Consider the following 15,132-nt stretch of genomic DNA (forward strand, 5'->3'; position numbering starts at 1 on the left):
CTCTCCGTGCCGGCCCTTTTGTTCAGGTCGTGCGGTGTTGCTCGAGTCGTACGGTGTCGCTCGAGGCCGTACGGATGTGCCTGGTCGACGGCCCGGCGACGGCCGGGCCGTGGTCAGGCGGCGCGCGCCACCTGGTCGGTGCCGAGCGGCCGGTGCGGGGCGATGATCTGCCCGTCCGGCAGCAGCTCACCGGTGTCCTCGAAGAGCAGGACGCCGTTGCACAGCAGGCTCCAGCCCTGCTCCGGGTGGTGCGCCACGGGTCGGGCGGCCTCCCGGTCGGCGGAGTCGGCTGTAGGACAAGGCGGCTGATGCTGGCACATGGATGAGTTCTTTCGCTGTGTCGTTGTAGTGCGCTGAGCCCCGCGGCTCGATGCGGTGTTCATGTCCGCCCCCGTTGGTGTGTCGGTCCGGCCCGTTGGTGTGTCGGTCCGGTTGGTGTTCCGTCCTCTCTCAGTGTTGCCCTACGGACTCGAATCCGCAGGGATTTCCGAGCAGCACCGCTCTTCCGGTAGGGACGCGTCACCCATGCGGACGGTTCAGTCCAACTGGACTGTCTCTTTGGGGGGTTGGGCCTGACTAAAAGGGGCTACAGCGCGTGTCGTACGTCCTTCAGGCCGGTGAGCCGAGCAGTGGGCCGGGGGGCAGACGGTGACCGAGGACCGGAAGCAGGTCCGCGACGCGGTGCGGGAGGTGCGCGGCGATGCCGGGCGGGGCGGGCGCGAGCGGCACGAGGAGGTCGGCCGGGCGGGGGCTGCCGGTGGTGCCGTCGGACTCGGTGTCGCCATGCAGCCAGAGCGTGAGCATATAGAGCTCGGGGACGGAGAGCAGGCGCGGCTGATACGGCGTCGGGAGCGCCTCGGCCTGGCGCAGGGCGCGCTCGGTGGCGCTGATGTAGGGGCCCTCGAAGAAGTGCGAGAAGGCCCAGCCGTCCGGGGTGAGCCGGGTGTCGCCCGCCGCCAGCGCGCGCTCCTGGCAGCGGATCAGGAAGCGCCAGCCGGCGAGCCGGGTGCGGGGCGGTCCGTCGGTGGTGGTGATCCGGTCCAGTACGTGGACGGGTAGCGGGAGTTCGGGTGTGGCCGGGCCCGTCGCGGCGCGCAGGGACGGGGTGCGGGCCTCACGGACGGCGGTGGGGGAGCCGAGTGCCGTCAGGACACTGCGCAGGGCGGGCGCGGGAGCCGGGGGGACATACAGCGGCATGGTGGGTGCCTCTCATTTCGACAGGCCGGTGAGACGTAGAGGTGCGGACTGCGCTGTCAGCTCTCTGGGTCAGAGGGGCGGGGGGCGTCGGGCCCAGGTCCTGGCGCCAACTCTCTGCCGTACCTGGGAGTTTATACGACGGGTGTTCAGGTAGCGTTTCACCTAAGCGCCCCGAGTTTGCCGGTCAAGGCGTTATTCGGTCGGTTTCTTGCGGGGTTTGCGCCGATTCCCTTTGGTGGTGGCGTCCTGACCTCGGTGTTCGAGCCGTGCGCGGTCGGCCTGTTCTCATCGGCGTTTTTCACCAGGTCTGCTTGCGTACTGCATCTGCATGTGCTGCATGCCCGGTGAATGTGCCCGATCCGCAAGGGGGTTGAGCGTAGCGTGCCATGGGCATCAGCGAGGCGTTATCGATCGAACGGCCTGGGCATCATCCTCCGTGACGCAGCGGCAGCGCGGTGGGCCGCCCAATCGAGGAGGGACGCTTCGATGGGGGAGAAGGTCGCGGCCGGGGCGTTCGACCTGGCCGATCGGCAGCGGTACCGGAGGAAGCTGCAGCAGTGCCTCGCCGGGTTGCGCAGGCTGCTCGACGAGCAGCGGTTCGACCGCCCCCGGAATCTCATGGGGATGGAGATAGAGCTGAATCTCGCGGGGCCGGACGGGCTGCCGAGAATGATGAATGCGGAAGTACTGCAACGCATCGCGAGTGGCGATTTCCAGACCGAACTCGGAATGTTCAACCTGGAAGTGAACATTGCCCCGCACCGGCTCGGCGGCAGCGTTCTGGACCAGCTCGCCGAAGAGCTCCGCACCGGCCTCGGGTACGCCCATCGCAAGGCCGATGAATGCGCCGCCGGGATCGTGATGATCGGTATTCTGCCGACGCTCGGCCGCACGGATCTGGTGTCCGCGAATCTCTCCGCCGTGGACCGCTACACACTGCTCAACGACCAGATCATGGCCGCGCGGGGCGAGCAGTTCACGCTCGATATCGAGGGCGTGGAGCGCCTGGTGTGCACCTCGGCGTCGATCGCGCCGGAGGCCGCCTGCACCTCCGTACAGCTCCATCTTCAGGTGACGCCGGGGCGGTTCGCCGATGTGTGGAACGCGGCGCAGGCGGTGGCCGGTGCGCAGATAGCGGTAGGTGCCAACGCGCCCTTCCTGTTCGGGCACGAGCTGTGGCGCGAGTCCAGACCCCCGCTGTTCCTGCAGGCCACGGACACCCGGCCGCCCGAGTTGCAGGCGCAGGGGGTCAGGCCGCGGACCTGGTTCGGGGAGCGGTGGATCTCCTCGGCGTACGAGCTCTTCGAGGAGAATCTGCGCTACTTCCCGCCGCTCCTTCCGATCTGCGAGGACGAGGACGCGCTGCGGGTGCTCGACGAGGGCGGGGTGCCGAGCCTGGCCGAGCTGGTCCTGCACAACGGCACCGTGTACCGCTGGAACCGGCCGGTCTACGGCATCGCGGACGGCGTACCGCATCTGCGGGTGGAGAACCGGGTGCTGCCCGCAGGGCCCACGGTCACCGATGTGATCGCCAACGCGGCGTTCTACTACGGCGTGGTGCGGGCCCTGGCGGAGGAGGCGCGGCCGGTGTGGGCCCGGCTGCCGTTCGAGGCGGCGGCGGCCAACTTCGACGCCGCGTGCCGGTACGGCATCGAGGCCGAGTTCGAGTGGCCGCGGCCGGGCCGGTTCGGCGGGCTGACGCGGCTGCCCGCGGTCGAGCTCGTACGCGGTGAACTGCTGCCGTTCGCGGCCGCCGGGCTCGACGCGTGGGGCATCGAACCCAGTGACCGGGACCGGTACCTCGGGGTGATCGAGGAGCGCTGCCGACGGCGCGTGAACGGGGCGTCCTGGCAGGCCGAGACGTACCACCGGGCGCGGCGCTCGGGCCTGTCCCGGCAGGACGCGCTCGCGGCCACGACGCGGCGCTACTGCGAGCTGATGCACGCGGGCGAGCCGGTGCACACCTGGCCCATGGGGCTCTTGGAATCCGTGCTTCCGACGTGATGTCCCCTGGCCACTTTCCATTGGCCATTGCCCACTGCCCACTGGCCACCGCCCACTGGCCACTACCCACCGGCCACTGGCGGACGGTCAGTTGGCGCCCGCGGCCATGATCGCCTTGAGGATGACGGACTGCATCTCGGCCGGGTCGTCGATCTGGTAGCCCGAGCCGCCGGTGGCCTCGGAGATCTCCTGGACCTCCTCCTTGTCGGCGTCCGGGCCGACCGCGATGGTGATCAGCGGGACCGGGCGCTCGGGGTCGGCGAGGCGCTTCAGCTCGGCGACGAGGGCGCTGCGGCTGATCGAGCCCTCGTCCTGGTTGGCCCCGTCGGTGAGGATCACCACGGCGTTGAACTTGCCCTTCACATACGTCGACCGGGCTTCCTTGTACGCGGCGAGTGCGGTGTCGTACAGGCCGGTGTAGCCGGGGCCCGGCTTCAGCGCGGTGTAGGCCTTCGTCAGGCGCTCGCGCTGGGTCGTGCCGCGGGCGTCGCGGTCGCCGAGGCGCTTGGCGGGCACCAGTTCCTCGTAGTCGCGGGTGCCGTCGATGAGGGTGGAGAACTGCCAGAGGCCGATCTCGTCCTCGGGCGTGAACTGGGGAAGCGCGTCGAGCAGCGAGGACTTGGTGACCTCGAGGCGCGACTTGTCCTTGCCCGGGACCAGTCGGGCCATGGAGCCGGAGACGTCGACGACGGTGGTGAGCCGGGCGCTCTGCACGGTGATCGTCCACATGCCGAGCGTCGAGTCCAGCTGACGGTCGGTGGGCGGCTCGCCGGAAGCCTCCATGACCGGCTGCGGTGTGCGGCCGCCTGCCGTTGTGACCAGCTTCGAGGAAGGCTCGTCGGGCCCGGCCCGGAAGCCGTGCTTGTGCAGGATGCCGCGGCCGGACTTCTCGGTGAGCAGGGCCATGAAGCGGAGTGCGGCGCGGCTCTGGTCGGTGCTGAGGTCGGCCTGGTTCATCAGGGCGTACGGGTGGTTGAGCTCGGGCGCGCCGTCCTCGGGGTAGAAGAGGTCGAGGTCGGCCTCGTCGTTCGCCCGTTCGTTGTGGGTGTAGGCGGCCTGCTCGGAGACGATCAGGGCCTGATTGCGGCGCGGGTTGCCCTGCTCGGTGCCCGAGCCGTCGCGGGCCAGGGTCTCCAGGGCCTGGGTGTCGCTGTCGCTGGTGCGCTGGGCCAGGATCTTCGCGGTGGTGGCGACCCGGGTGTCGCTGCCGGGGCCGTCCTCCTTGGCCGCGGAGGCGCCTATCTTCGCCAGGGCGAGCAGGCCGGAGGCGCTGCGGGCCGGGTCGGCGGTGCCCAGGCGCAGCTCGTCCTGGGTGGTGGCGGCCCTGGCCAACTCGGCCCAGGTGTACCGCTTCTTGGGCCAGCCGAGCTTCTTGGCGGCGGACGGGACCATGCCCAGGGCCACGGGTGAGGTGGCGACATTGCCCGCGGTGGTGAGCGGCACGTTCTTGCCGCCGAGCCCGGCCCGCTCCACCCACAGGTCGGCGTCCGGCACCCACACCTGGTAGCCGGACCGGGCATGGCCGGAGCGCAGCGAGTCGGCGGTCTTGTACGACTCCTCCGCCTTGACCCGTACGTCCAGGCAGCGGCCGTCCGCCGTGACGTCCTTGTCGCGCGCGTACTGAGCCGCCTCGCGCAGCGCGGGCGCCATCGCGGGCGAGGCGACCACGCCGAGGCGGACCGCGTCCGCGTCGCAGGAGGAGCCGAAGGGCAACAGGCCGTTGCGGACGGCGACTCCGGCGCCCGTGGCCACGCCGAGGACCAGGACCGTTGCGATCGCCACGGTGCGGCGGCGGGCGCGGGCGCGGGGGCGAGCCGCGGCGCGGTCCGTCGCTGAGTTGCCGGGCGAGTTGTGTCGTCCCATGGCGGTGGTGCCCTCCCTGAAGAGATGGCGCGACGCGGCCGCAGGGCGGGCGGGGGACCACGCCCTGCTCTGGCGTAGCGTCTCTGCCGGCCCGTCGCGCACGATCTTCGTAACTGCTTTCGAGGACCCTAACGGGTGCGAGCGCGAAGATGCGGCGCGAATGAACAAGTGGAGGAAGTGTGAAGGCGGACGGGGTGGCGATGGCCGAAACTTTTCCTGAAGGGCGGCCGTATCGGCGGATGTTCCGTGACGAGACGCTGCTCGTCCTCGCGCTTTCGCTCGCCGCGAGTGCCGTATCCGCCCTGATCAGCTTTGTCGGCTCGGTCACCGAGCCGGGAGGTCTGAAGGACCAGGCGGCGACCCTGAACGCCTCGGCCGCGCCCGGGCGGCCCTGGCTCGATCTCGCCTGGCAGCTCTTCGGGATCGCGACGGCGCTCGTGCCCGTCGCGCTCGTCGCGCACCTTCTCGTACGGGAGGGATCGGGGCTGCGCGCGATCGGCTTCGACCGTACGCGGGCGTGGCCGGACCTGGGGCGGGGTGCGGCGATCGCCGCGGTGATCGGCAGTACGGGCATCGCCTTCTATCTGGCGGCCCGCGGCCTGGGGTTCAACCTCACGGTGGTGCCGGAGGCGCTGCCCGAGGTGTGGTGGAAGTACCCGGTTCTGGTGCTTTCGGCGGCACAGAACTCGATCGTCGAAGAGGTGATCGTGATCGGGTATCTGCTGCGCCGCCTGGACCAGTTGGGATGGTCCCCGAAGGCGTCGCTCGCGGTGAGCTCGGTCCTCCGGGGCTCGTACCACCTGTATCAGGGCATCGGCGGATTCATCGGGAACATGGTGATGGGCGCCGTCTTCGTACTTCTGTACCGGCGTTGGGGCCGGGTCGGGCCGCTCGTCGTCGCCCATACGCTGCTCGACGTCGGGGCGTTCGTGGGGTACGCGGTGCTCGCGGGCAAGGTGGGTTGGCTGCCCACGGCGTGAGACGGCCCGGTGGTCAGACGAGCACCTCCTCAGACGAGCAACCGCCCGTCGATCGTGGTGATCGCGCGGCCGGTGAGCAGGGTGCGCTCGCCCTTCAGTGACGTACGGACGAGACCGGTGCGGGCCGAAGCCTGTAGGCCGGTGAGTTCCGTGCTGCCCAGGCGCGGCGACCAGTAGGGCGCGAGCGCGGTGTGGGCGCTGCCGGTGACCGGGTCCTCGTCGATGCCGACACGCGGGAAGAAGCCGCGCGAGACGAACGCGTAGTCGCCGGTGGGGTCCTCGGCGCGTGCGGTGGCGATGAGGCCGCGCTCGGAGTGGCGTACGAGACCGGCGAGGTCGGGGGCCAGGCCGCGCACCGTCTTCTCGTCGGCCAGCTCGACCAGGACGTCGCCGCAGTACGGCCCGGCGTCGTAGCACGAAAGCAGCTCCGCGCCCAGCGCCTCGGCAAGCCCGGTGGGCGGCTCGGCCTCGGTGAGCGGGGCCGTGGGGAAGTCGAGCGTGAGGGTGCCGTCGCCGTGGGCGGTCGCGGTGAGGATCCCGGCGCGGGTGCGGAAGCCGATGGTGCCCGTCGCGGCGCCGGTGGTGTGCAGGACGTGGGCGGTGGCCAGGGTGGCGTGGCCGCAGAGGTCGACCTCGGTGGTCGGCGTGAACCAGCGCAGCGCCCAGGCCGCGCCGTCGCCGTCCGTGCCCTCCGGGAGCGGGTGGGCGAAGGCGGTCTCGGCGTGGTTGACCTCCATCGCTACGCGCTGGAGCCAGTCGTCCTCGGGGAAGGCGTCGGTGAAGAGCACGACCCCGGCCGGGTTGCCGGTGAAGGGGCGGTCGGCGAAGGCATCGACGATTCGAATCTGCATGGCCGCGAGGCTAGGCGGCCGCCGAAATGGCAGGCCAAGGCCAATTCGGGAGCCGTGGCCCTTCTTCTGTGGTGCCGGTCTTTGCCCCGGTTCGGTCGCTCTGGAAGCAAGGGCTTGTCGAACGTAGTGTTCCGATATATCGTTGAGGCATCGCGACTGATACACGATGTCGCGGTGACTCTTGAAGCGACAACACGAAGCGACGAACGGAAAGGGTGTGGTTGCCATGCGACCCCACGGACACGGACATGAGCACGAACGCGAGGGCGGCTGCGGGCGCGGCCCGGGCGGTCGCGGGCCGGGCGGTCGCGGGCCGTTCGGCCCCGGCTGGGGCCGCGGTGAATTCGAGGGGCGGCGCGGGGCCTTCGGCCCGTTCGGGCCCGGCTTCGGCGGCCCGGGTGGCCCCTGGGGCGGGCGGGGACGCGGCCCGGGCGGTCGCGGCAGGGCGCGGCGCGGCGATGTGCGCGCCTCGATCCTGGCGCTCCTCAAGGACCGGCCGATGCACGGCTACGAGATGATCCAGGAGATTGCCGAGCGCAGTGACGGGGCGTGGAAGCCCAGCCCCGGCTCGGTCTACCCGACCCTGCAGCTGCTCGAGGACGAGGGCCTGATCACCAGCGAGAGCGAGGGCGGCAAGAAGCTGTTCTCGCTGACCGAAGAGGGCACCGCGGCCGCCGCCGAGGGTCCCGACGCGCCCTGGGAGGACGCGGGCCGCGGCGTCGACTGGGAGGCCGTCAACGAGATCCGGCAGGCCGGGTTCGGCCTCATGGAGGCGTTCGGCCAGGTCTGGAAGACCGGGTCGGCCGAGCAGCGGCAGAAGGCGCTCACGGTCGTCAATGACGCCCGTAAGCGGCTGTATCTGATCCTGGCCGATGAGGACTAGGGCGTTCCTTGCGGATCACGGATGCGCACCGTCGTACGGGGCTCGGCAATCGCGCTGCACGCGCTGCACGCCCTCGTCCGCAAACGCCGGACGGGCTGAAACATGACGCCCGCCGCCATGATCCGGAGAGCTGCGGCGCCTCGCGGTCACACCCGCGGGGCGCCGTTGTCGTGCGTCGGGCGTCAGCCGACCAGGCCGCTCAGTTTGCGCAGTGACTCGTTGAGGGCCGCCGTCGCCGAGTCCTTGAGCTTTCCCGCCATGAGCGTGACGGCCGCGCCGGTGAACTCGCCGTCGATGCGTACGGTCGTGGCGTCGCCGTCCGGGGTCAGCGTGTAGCGCGTGCCCACGTTCACGGCCATCGGGCCCTTGCCCTTGATGGCGAACACCCGGGCGGGCTCCAGCTCCGCCACGGTCCAGGTCACCTCGGCCGGGAAGCCCATCAGCTTCATGCTCTCCTCGAACGTGCCGCCCACTTCGAGGGACTCGGGCACACCCTTGGGGAAGCCGGTGTGCGTGGTGTTCCACTCGCCGTACACGGAGAAGTCCGTGAGCCGACCCCAGACCTTCTCGGCGGGCGCTTCGATGCGTGCTTCCGCGGTGACTTCGGCCATGCGACACCCCTCTCGTCAGGCGCTGCGGCGGGTGCAGCGGTGAGTGTCGCGGAACGTAGCGGCGGGGCCTGGAAGTTACAAGACTGACGGCCCGTCAGGAATGCTGGGGATCGCCGACGCGACGGATCACCGCGGCGTCGAAGAGGTCCAGGGCGCGCGGGAACGGACCCTCGTCGTGGCAGTGCCAGGCGTCCCAGAAGAGATCCGCGAGCAGCGCGTCGGCGGGGGCGTAGACGCGGTAGACGTACTGCTTGTCGTCGACGGCGGGCAGGGCGACCAGCCAGCAGCCCATGTCCTCGGGCGGCGTCTCCTCGTACGAACCGCGCGTGCCCACGCCATACGGCTGCGGGGAGCGCGGGGCGGCGGACATCGGCTGAGTCCTTCGATGGGGAGCGGGCCTGCAGAGGACTGTGTACGGGATGGGACGTACTACGGCGAGCCGGGGTTGCGCAGGGGGAGTGAAGCAAGGCGGCGCGAGCCCCCGAGGAAAGAACGGCCGGATCTCCTCCCCAAGGAGGACAACTCGCCGATGGATGCCCAACCTGTGTCGGATGTGCAGATGCTCCCTTCCGGGGATGCTTCCGCAATAACGGCCTGATGGGGTGGGAGGCGTGCATAGTCCCACCTCGCCGGCGGCGCAGCCGGGCCCACCCCCTGACAGAACTGACGGAACCGACGGCCCGGTCAGCGATGACCGGCTCAGTGCGGAACTGACGTCGGTCGTCTCCGGTGCGCGCCGTCGCGCGCTGCGCGACGGTGACGCCCAGATCGACACCGCCCACCTGCTGCACTCCCTGCTCGAGGCCGACCCGGTGGTGCGCGAGGCGTTCGACGGCGGCACCCAGGTGGCCCGGCTGCTCGGCTATCTCGTGCAGCGCACCATCGGCTACGGGCTGCGCTGGCAGGGGACCGTGGAGGACTCCGGCGCCGTGCCCGTCGTGGCCGGGACTCCCGGCTGGTCGCCCGCGGCCGCCGGTGCCATGGCGGCGGCCCGGGTGCGCGCCGCGCGCCGCGGCGACCACCGCGCCACCGGCACCGACCTGCTCGCGGCGCTCGCTGCCGACGCGGAGTGCCGGGCGGTGGAGGTGCTGCGCCGGGCGGGGGTGGAACCGGGTGAACTGACGGAGCGAATAGCGGAGTTGGGGAGCGCGAGGGAAGGCGCGCGCCAGGTGCCGGGGTGAACGTCCGGACCCGCGCTCGGACCCGCGCCCGGACCCGCGTACTGAGGCGCAACGGGGCGCGGTCTCGGCCATTGATCTCGGCCATTGAGATGTCAGGGGTAACGGGGATGACGCTCCTGACATCTCCTGTCATGATGTGCCGATGTCCAGAGCTCAGGGTGTTCCGGGGAGCGGGGGGCGGGGCGTGGGCCTCGGCCTCGCGCTCGTCTCGGCGTTCGCGTTCGGCGGTTCGGGAGTCGCGGCCAAGCCGCTGATCGAGGCGGGGCTCGACCCGCTGCACGTGGTGTGGCTCAGGATCGCGGGCGCCGCCTTCTTCCTGCTGCCCATCGCGTGGCGCCACCGCGATCTGGTGCGGAACAGGCCCGCGTTGCTGGCCGGGTTCGGGGTGCTCGCGGTCGCGGGCGTGCAGACCTGCTACTTCCTGGCGATCTCCCGGATCCCCGTCGGCGTCGCGCTGCTCATCGAGTATCTGGGGCCCGCGCTGGTGCTCGGCTGGATCCGGTTCGTACAGCGCCGCCCGGTGTCGCGGGCCGCGGCGGTCGGCGTCGTGCTCGCGGTCGGCGGGCTCGCCTGTGTCGTCGAGGTGTGGGCCGGGATGCGGTTCGACGCGCTCGGGGTGCTGCTCGGCCTCGGCGCCGCGGTCTGCCAGGCCGGGTACTTCATCCTCGGCGATCACGGCAGCGACGCGGGGGAAAGCGCCCCCGACCCGCTCGGCGTGATCGCGTACGGATTGCTCGTCGGCGCCGCCGTGCTCACGGTCGTCGCGCGCCCCTGGGGCATGGAGTGGTCGGTGCTCGCCGGGCGGGCCGATATGAACGGCGACTCGGTGCCCGCCTGGCTGCTGCTCGGCTGGATCGTGCTCATCACCACCGTGCTCGCGTACGGCACCGGGGTGCTCGCCGTGCGTCGGCTCTCGCCCCAGGTCGCCGGGGTCGTCTCCTGCCTGGAGGCGGTCATCGCGACCGTGTTCGCCTGGATCATGCTCGGTGAGCACCTCGCTCTGCCGCAGATCGTCGGCGGCGCCCTCGTGCTGGTCGGCGCGCTCGCCGCACAGTCGTCCACGCCCGGCAAGCCGGTCTCCGCGGAGCCGGTCGCGGGCGGGACGCCGGGGACGGGCGCGGCGCCTGACGGGACGGGCGCGGCGCCCGACGGGGAAAGCCAGTTGTCCGGGTCCCGCACCTCCGCTTAAGGTCCGATCATGCCTTCGACGCTCGTTCTGCCCCCGCCCGCCGCATAATGCGGGCGGCCGGTAGCCACGTACCCACGTGCAAGCTCACCCCCGGGCGGTGTCCCGGGGCGATGACGGCTGCCCGCAGACGACAGCCATGACGTTCCGTCTTCCTGTCTTTTGCGGAGAACTCACGTGTCGAACGTGTCGAATGCTGTTTCCGGCGCGCCCACTTCGGGCTCGTCCTCACTCCCCGCGGTGGCTTCCGTCGCCGCGCGCCCGTCCGTCGGGCGCGGGCTCCTCTATCTGATCGTCGCCGGGGTCGGCTGGGGCACCGCGGGTGCGGCCGGCTCCCTGGTGTTCCGGGCCGGTGAACTCGGGCCGCTCGCGCTCTCGTTCTGGCGGTGCGCGGGCGGGCTTGTGCTGCTGCTCCTGGCCGCCGTGTTGCCGCGGCCCGGCCGGACCCCGCGCCGCGAGGGCGCCGCACGCGTCCGGCCCGGCCGGATCGTCGCGCTCGGTCTCTGCCTCGCGATGTTCCAGACCGCGTACTTCGCCGCCGTCGAGGCCACCGGGCTTGCCGTCGGCACCGTCGTGACTCTGGGCGCGGGCCCTGTACTCATCGCGCTCGGCGCGTGGTGCACGCTCGGCGAACGCCTCGGGTGGGGCGGGCTCGCCGCCGTGGCCGGGGCGCTCGCCGGGCTCGCCGTCCTGGTGCTTGGCGACGGCGGGGTGACGGTGCGCTACTGGGGCGTCCTGCTCGCCGTGCTCTCCGCCGCCGGGTACGCCCTGATGACGCTGCTCACCCGCTGGTGGGGGCGCGACGCGGGCGGCGGCGACGCACGCACCACCACGGCATGGACCTTCGGAGTGGCCGCCCTCGCGCTGCTGCCGCTCGCCGCGGGGGAGGGGCTGCTTCCGCACACCGACCGGCCCTGGCTCGTGCTCGGCCTGCTCGGGTACATCGCCGCGGTGCCGACGGCCCTCGCGTACAGCCTGTACTTCTCGGGTGCCGCGGTCGTCCGCTCCGCGACCGTCTCCGTGATCATGCTGCTCGAACCAGTCAGCGCGGCGCTCCTCGCGGTCCTGCTGCTCGGCGAGACGCTCACGGCCGCCACCGTGGCGGGCACCGTCCTGATGCTCGCCGCGGTGGCCGGACTCGCGGTCGCGGAGGTACGGCGACGGTAAGGCGACGACGGGAGGCCGCAGCCCACCCTCACCCGCCGGACGGCCCCGGCGTCCGCCCGGAGGGCGGGCCCCGCCGGGGGTACCTCCCGCTCGAGCGAGGCCGAGAGTGGGGGAGTCTGGTGCGGCGATCGCAAGGCGCCGGAGCGTCCTCGTGGCGGAGCCACGTGGGCGATTCGGCAACGCCGCGAGCGTGCGTGCCAGGCGTCGTGGGGCAGGCGGGAGTTTGACGGCAGGGCCTAGGATCGCGTCCGGTGCCGCGCTCGGCGAGACCGGCCGCGATCCGGTCCCGCCGCTCCTGCGCCCGGTGCCCCGCGTACTTGAACTTCGCCCGTACGTCGGTGATGTCGAGCCGGAGGCCGCGGATCCCGGCGAGCTGCCTGCCGAACGGCGCCTCGCCGGGCGCCGCGGGTGCCGTACCGCCGTCAGGCTGGAAGTGGGCGGCCTGGCGGTTCAAGAGCGCGGCCTTCTCGGCCGGGTCGTCCACGAGGTGGGCGGTGCAGTGGAGTTGAACGGCCGCGTAGATGCTGGTCGGCACGCCGTGCTCGGTCGGGTCGTCGGGCGCCGCCTGCCAGGGGCCGGGCACGTATGCGTAGTCGTCGACCACGCTCACGACCACCTCGGGGCGGGCCTCGAGGGCGGGCCAGATCGGGTTGGGGCGCGCCAGATGCGTGAGTACGGTGCCGCGCGGGCCGCCGTCCGCGACGTACGCGATATGCAGCGGCTGGACGTGCGGGGGCCAGGCCCTCTCTTCCGGGTCATCCCGGCGTCGCGGGGTCTGGTGCGCAGGCATTTGGCGGCACTTACTCGTTGGGGCTCCGCGTCGCCGCCCTCCTCCGCCTTGCAGCTGCTGCTCGCCATCCAAGGGGATGAATCAAAGAGGCGAGGCGGAGCCGCGCAGCGGCGGAGCGCACCAGACCCCGCTCGGGCCACCCGGACAGCGCCGTCGTCCGGAGCCGGGCTGACCCGGAAGAGAGCACCTAGCCGGACAGTCCGTTGACGACGAGCTGACCGAAGTCGTGGTCGGCGAGCCACCGTTGCCACTCGGCGTCGTCCTGCGGGGCGGCGCGGCCTCATCCGGGACGGACCAGCCTCACAGCCCCTTGACGTAGTCGGGGACCTCGATGCCGGGCGCCAGGTCGGCCGCGGGCACCGGCTCGCCGTACGACAGGTGGAGCGGGACCACGCCGGTCCAGTGGGGGAGGCCGAGGTCCTCCTCGTCGTCGTTGGGGGCGCCGGTGCGGAGCTTCGCGGAGACCTCGTTCAGGTCGAGGCGGAGTACGGCGGTGGCGGCCAGCTCCTTGGCGTTGGCCGGGCGGGAGTCCGCGGCGCGGCCCGGGACCACGTGGTCGACCAGGGCGTCCAGGGCGGTGCGCTTCTCGTCCGGCTCGGTCACCTGGTGGGCCGTGCCGTGCACCACGACCGAGCGGTAATTGAGCGAGTGGTGGAAGGCGGACCGGGCAAGGACCAGGCCGTCCACGTGCGTGACCGTCAGACACACCGGAAGCCCCGGATCCGCCTGGCCTGTCCGGCCCGCCGCGCGCAGCGGCCGGGAGCCGGTGGAGCCGTGCACATAGAGGCGCTCGCCCACCCGTCCGTACAGCGTGGGCAGCACGACCGGGGCGCCGTCGCGGATGAAGCCGAGGTGGCAGACGTACGCCTCGTCGAGTATCGCGTGCACCAACGCGCGGTCGTACGAGGCTCGTTCACGGGCGCGGGTGGGGACGGTCCGGTCGGTCGGAACGTAGCTGGTGCTGTCCGGCGACACGGGCTTGGCGTCGGGCATTGCGAACTCCATTGCACTAGTGCATAATCTTGTTTGTGCTAGGAGAGTATCGGATTCAGGGGCGGCGTGCAGCCGAAATCGCCGCCAGCGTCGAGACCGGGGTCGGCAGCGGTGACCTGCCACCCGGCCAACTTCTGCCGCCCATGCGGGAGTTGGCGGCCGAGCTCGGGGTGAATCCGAACACCGTGGCGGCCGCCTACCGCACGCTCCGGGAGCGCGGAGTGATCGAGACCGCCGGGCGCCGCGGCAGCCGGGTGCGCCCCCGGCCCGCCACCACGGCGCGCGAGTCGATCCGCGTCGACGTACCGCCCGGGGTGCGCGACGTGTCCACGGGCAACCCGGACCCCGCCCTGCTACCCCCACTCGCCGACGCTCTCGCGGCCGCCGCCGAGCAGGCCCGACGACACCCCGTGCTCTACGGAGACGACGCCGTGGAGCCGGAGTTGGCGCGGCTCGCGCGGGCGGCGTTCGCTGCCGATGGGGTACCGGACGGGCCGGTCGCCGTCACCTCCGGGTCCCTGGACGCCATCGAGCGGGTCCTCGCCGTGCACCTCAGGCCGGGCGACGCGGTCGCCGTCGAGGACCCCGGCTGGGGCAGCCTGCTCGACCTGATCCCGGCGCTCGGGCTGCGGCCGCTGCCGGTCCGCGTCGACGACGAGGGGCCGCGCCCCGAGGACGTGGAGCGGGCGCTGCGCGACGGCGCCCGCGCTCTCGTCGTGACCGACCGCGCACAGAACCCGACCGGCGCCGCCGTGACCGCGCCACGCGCGCGTGCCCTGCGCGAGGTGCTCGCGGCCCACCCCGAGGTGCTGCTCATCGAGGACGACCACGGCCACGGCATCGTCGACCTGCCGCTGCACCCGCTGGCCGGAGTGTCCGACCACTGGGCCCTGGTGCGCTCCACGGCCAAGGCGTACGGCCCCGACCTACGGCTCGCCGTCCTCACCGGCGACCCGGCCACCGTCGACCGGGTGCAGGGCAGACAGCGCCTGGGGCCCGGCTGGGTGAGCCGACTGCTCCAGTGCGCCGTGGTGCGACTGTGGACCCAAGGGGCCGTCGACGCGCGCGAGGTGGCCGCTTCGTACGGTCGCCGCCGGGACGCCCTGATCGCGGCGCTCGCGGAACGCGGGGTGGCCGCGCACGGGCGCAGCGGGATGAATGTGTGGGTGCCGGTGCCGGACGAGACCGGTGCGGTGGCGCGGTTGCTGCATGCGGGGTGGGCGGTGGCGCCGGGGGCTCGGTTCCGGGTGGGGGCCGGGTCCGGGGTGCGGATCACCGTGTCGCTGCTCGCGGCCGCCGACATCGAGGCGGTGGCCGAGGCGGTGGCGGCGGCGACGGGGCCTGCGCCTGCCCGGCGGTATGAGTGAGCAGAAGAAGCCCGTCCGGCGTTTGAGGACGAGGCCGTTCAGGCCGATAGGGGGTCTGG

14 protein-coding genes and 1 pseudogene are annotated in these 15,132 nt (G+C 72.1%); 7 read left to right on the forward strand and 8 right to left on the reverse strand.

What is annotated here, in order from left to right; genetic code table 11:
- Positions 1-113: 113 nt before the first annotated feature.
- On the reverse strand, positions 114-320 hold the full coding sequence (locus ACWD10_RS34525; RefSeq protein WP_451097635.1) for a DUF5999 family protein: 207 nt from the start codon (positions 318-320) through the stop codon (positions 114-116).
- Between the two features lie 289 nt (positions 321-609).
- A complete protein-coding gene (locus ACWD10_RS34530) occupies positions 610-1,197 on the reverse strand; it encodes a hypothetical protein (protein WP_451097636.1) in 588 nt (195 codons plus the stop codon).
- A 486-nt stretch (positions 1,198-1,683) separates the two neighbouring features.
- Here ACWD10_RS34530 and ACWD10_RS34535 point away from each other — a divergent pair, with 486 nt between their 5' ends.
- Entirely contained in the window at positions 1,684-3,201 is a 1,518-nt protein-coding gene (locus ACWD10_RS34535) for a glutamate--cysteine ligase (protein WP_451097637.1), read from the forward strand.
- 87 nt (positions 3,202-3,288) lie between these two features.
- Here ACWD10_RS34535 and ACWD10_RS34540 read toward each other — a convergent pair whose 3' ends face one another.
- On the reverse strand, positions 3,289-5,064 hold the full coding sequence (locus ACWD10_RS34540) for a substrate-binding and VWA domain-containing protein (RefSeq protein ID WP_451097638.1): 1,776 nt from the start codon (positions 5,062-5,064) through the stop codon (positions 3,289-3,291).
- A gap of 200 nt (positions 5,065-5,264) precedes the next feature.
- On the opposite strand from ACWD10_RS34540, the gene ACWD10_RS34545 reads away from it, so the two are divergent.
- On the forward strand, positions 5,265-6,044 hold the full coding sequence (locus ACWD10_RS34545; protein WP_451097639.1) for a CPBP family intramembrane glutamic endopeptidase: 780 nt from the start codon (positions 5,265-5,267) through the stop codon (positions 6,042-6,044).
- Between the two features lie 29 nt (positions 6,045-6,073).
- On the opposite strand, the gene ACWD10_RS34550 is transcribed toward ACWD10_RS34545, so the two are convergent.
- Positions 6,074-6,895: a PhzF family phenazine biosynthesis protein gene (locus ACWD10_RS34550; RefSeq protein ID WP_451097640.1), complete on the reverse strand. Its 822-nt coding sequence runs from the start codon at positions 6,893-6,895 to the stop codon at positions 6,074-6,076.
- Between the two features lie 226 nt (positions 6,896-7,121).
- On the opposite strand from ACWD10_RS34550, the gene ACWD10_RS34555 reads away from it, so the two are divergent.
- Positions 7,122-7,778, forward strand: coding sequence for a PadR family transcriptional regulator (locus ACWD10_RS34555; protein WP_451097641.1), 657 nt, complete (start codon positions 7,122-7,124; stop codon positions 7,776-7,778).
- A gap of 182 nt (positions 7,779-7,960) precedes the next feature.
- Here ACWD10_RS34555 and ACWD10_RS34560 read toward each other — a convergent pair whose 3' ends face one another.
- Both ACWD10_RS34560 and ACWD10_RS34565 read right to left on the reverse strand, forming a co-directional pair.
- Entirely contained in the window at positions 7,961-8,389 is a 429-nt protein-coding gene (locus tag ACWD10_RS34560) for a type II toxin-antitoxin system Rv0910 family toxin (RefSeq protein WP_451097642.1), read from the reverse strand.
- 94 nt (positions 8,390-8,483) lie between these two features.
- Complete coding sequence (locus ACWD10_RS34565) at positions 8,484-8,681, reverse strand: hypothetical protein (protein WP_451097663.1); 198 nt, start codon at positions 8,679-8,681, stop codon at positions 8,484-8,486.
- A 319-nt stretch (positions 8,682-9,000) separates the two neighbouring features.
- On the opposite strand from ACWD10_RS34565, the gene ACWD10_RS34570 reads away from it, so the two are divergent.
- The 3 genes from ACWD10_RS34570 (at position 9,001) to ACWD10_RS34580 (ending at position 11,923) form a co-directional block, all read left to right on the forward strand.
- On the forward strand, positions 9,001-9,570 hold the full coding sequence (locus ACWD10_RS34570) for a Clp protease N-terminal domain-containing protein (RefSeq protein WP_451097643.1): 570 nt from the start codon (positions 9,001-9,003) through the stop codon (positions 9,568-9,570).
- 142 nt (positions 9,571-9,712) lie between these two features.
- Positions 9,713-10,759, forward strand: a complete 1,047-nt coding sequence (locus tag ACWD10_RS34575; protein WP_451097644.1) for an EamA family transporter — start codon at positions 9,713-9,715, stop codon at positions 10,757-10,759.
- A gap of 183 nt (positions 10,760-10,942) precedes the next feature.
- The gene (locus ACWD10_RS34580; RefSeq protein ID WP_451097664.1) at positions 10,943-11,923 is read left to right on the forward strand and encodes a DMT family transporter; all 981 of its coding nucleotides are present in this window, start codon (positions 10,943-10,945) and stop codon (positions 11,921-11,923) included.
- A 241-nt stretch (positions 11,924-12,164) separates the two neighbouring features.
- Here the strand turns inward: ACWD10_RS34580 and ACWD10_RS34585 are convergent.
- Both ACWD10_RS34585 and ACWD10_RS34590 read right to left on the reverse strand, forming a co-directional pair.
- A pseudogene (locus ACWD10_RS34585) lies at positions 12,165-12,713 on the reverse strand (FMN-binding negative transcriptional regulator); the annotation flags it as partial.
- 300 nt (positions 12,714-13,013) lie between these two features.
- The gene (locus tag ACWD10_RS34590) at positions 13,014-13,706 is read right to left on the reverse strand and encodes a pyridoxamine 5'-phosphate oxidase family protein (protein WP_451097645.1); all 693 of its coding nucleotides are present in this window, start codon (positions 13,704-13,706) and stop codon (positions 13,014-13,016) included.
- 35 nt (positions 13,707-13,741) lie between these two features.
- Here ACWD10_RS34590 and ACWD10_RS34595 point away from each other — a divergent pair, with 35 nt between their 5' ends.
- Complete coding sequence (locus ACWD10_RS34595; protein ID WP_451097646.1) at positions 13,742-15,073, forward strand: aminotransferase class I/II-fold pyridoxal phosphate-dependent enzyme; 1,332 nt, start codon at positions 13,742-13,744, stop codon at positions 15,071-15,073.
- Positions 15,074-15,132 lie beyond the last annotated feature (59 nt).

Source organism: Streptomyces sp. NPDC002851, from assembly GCF_053591935.1.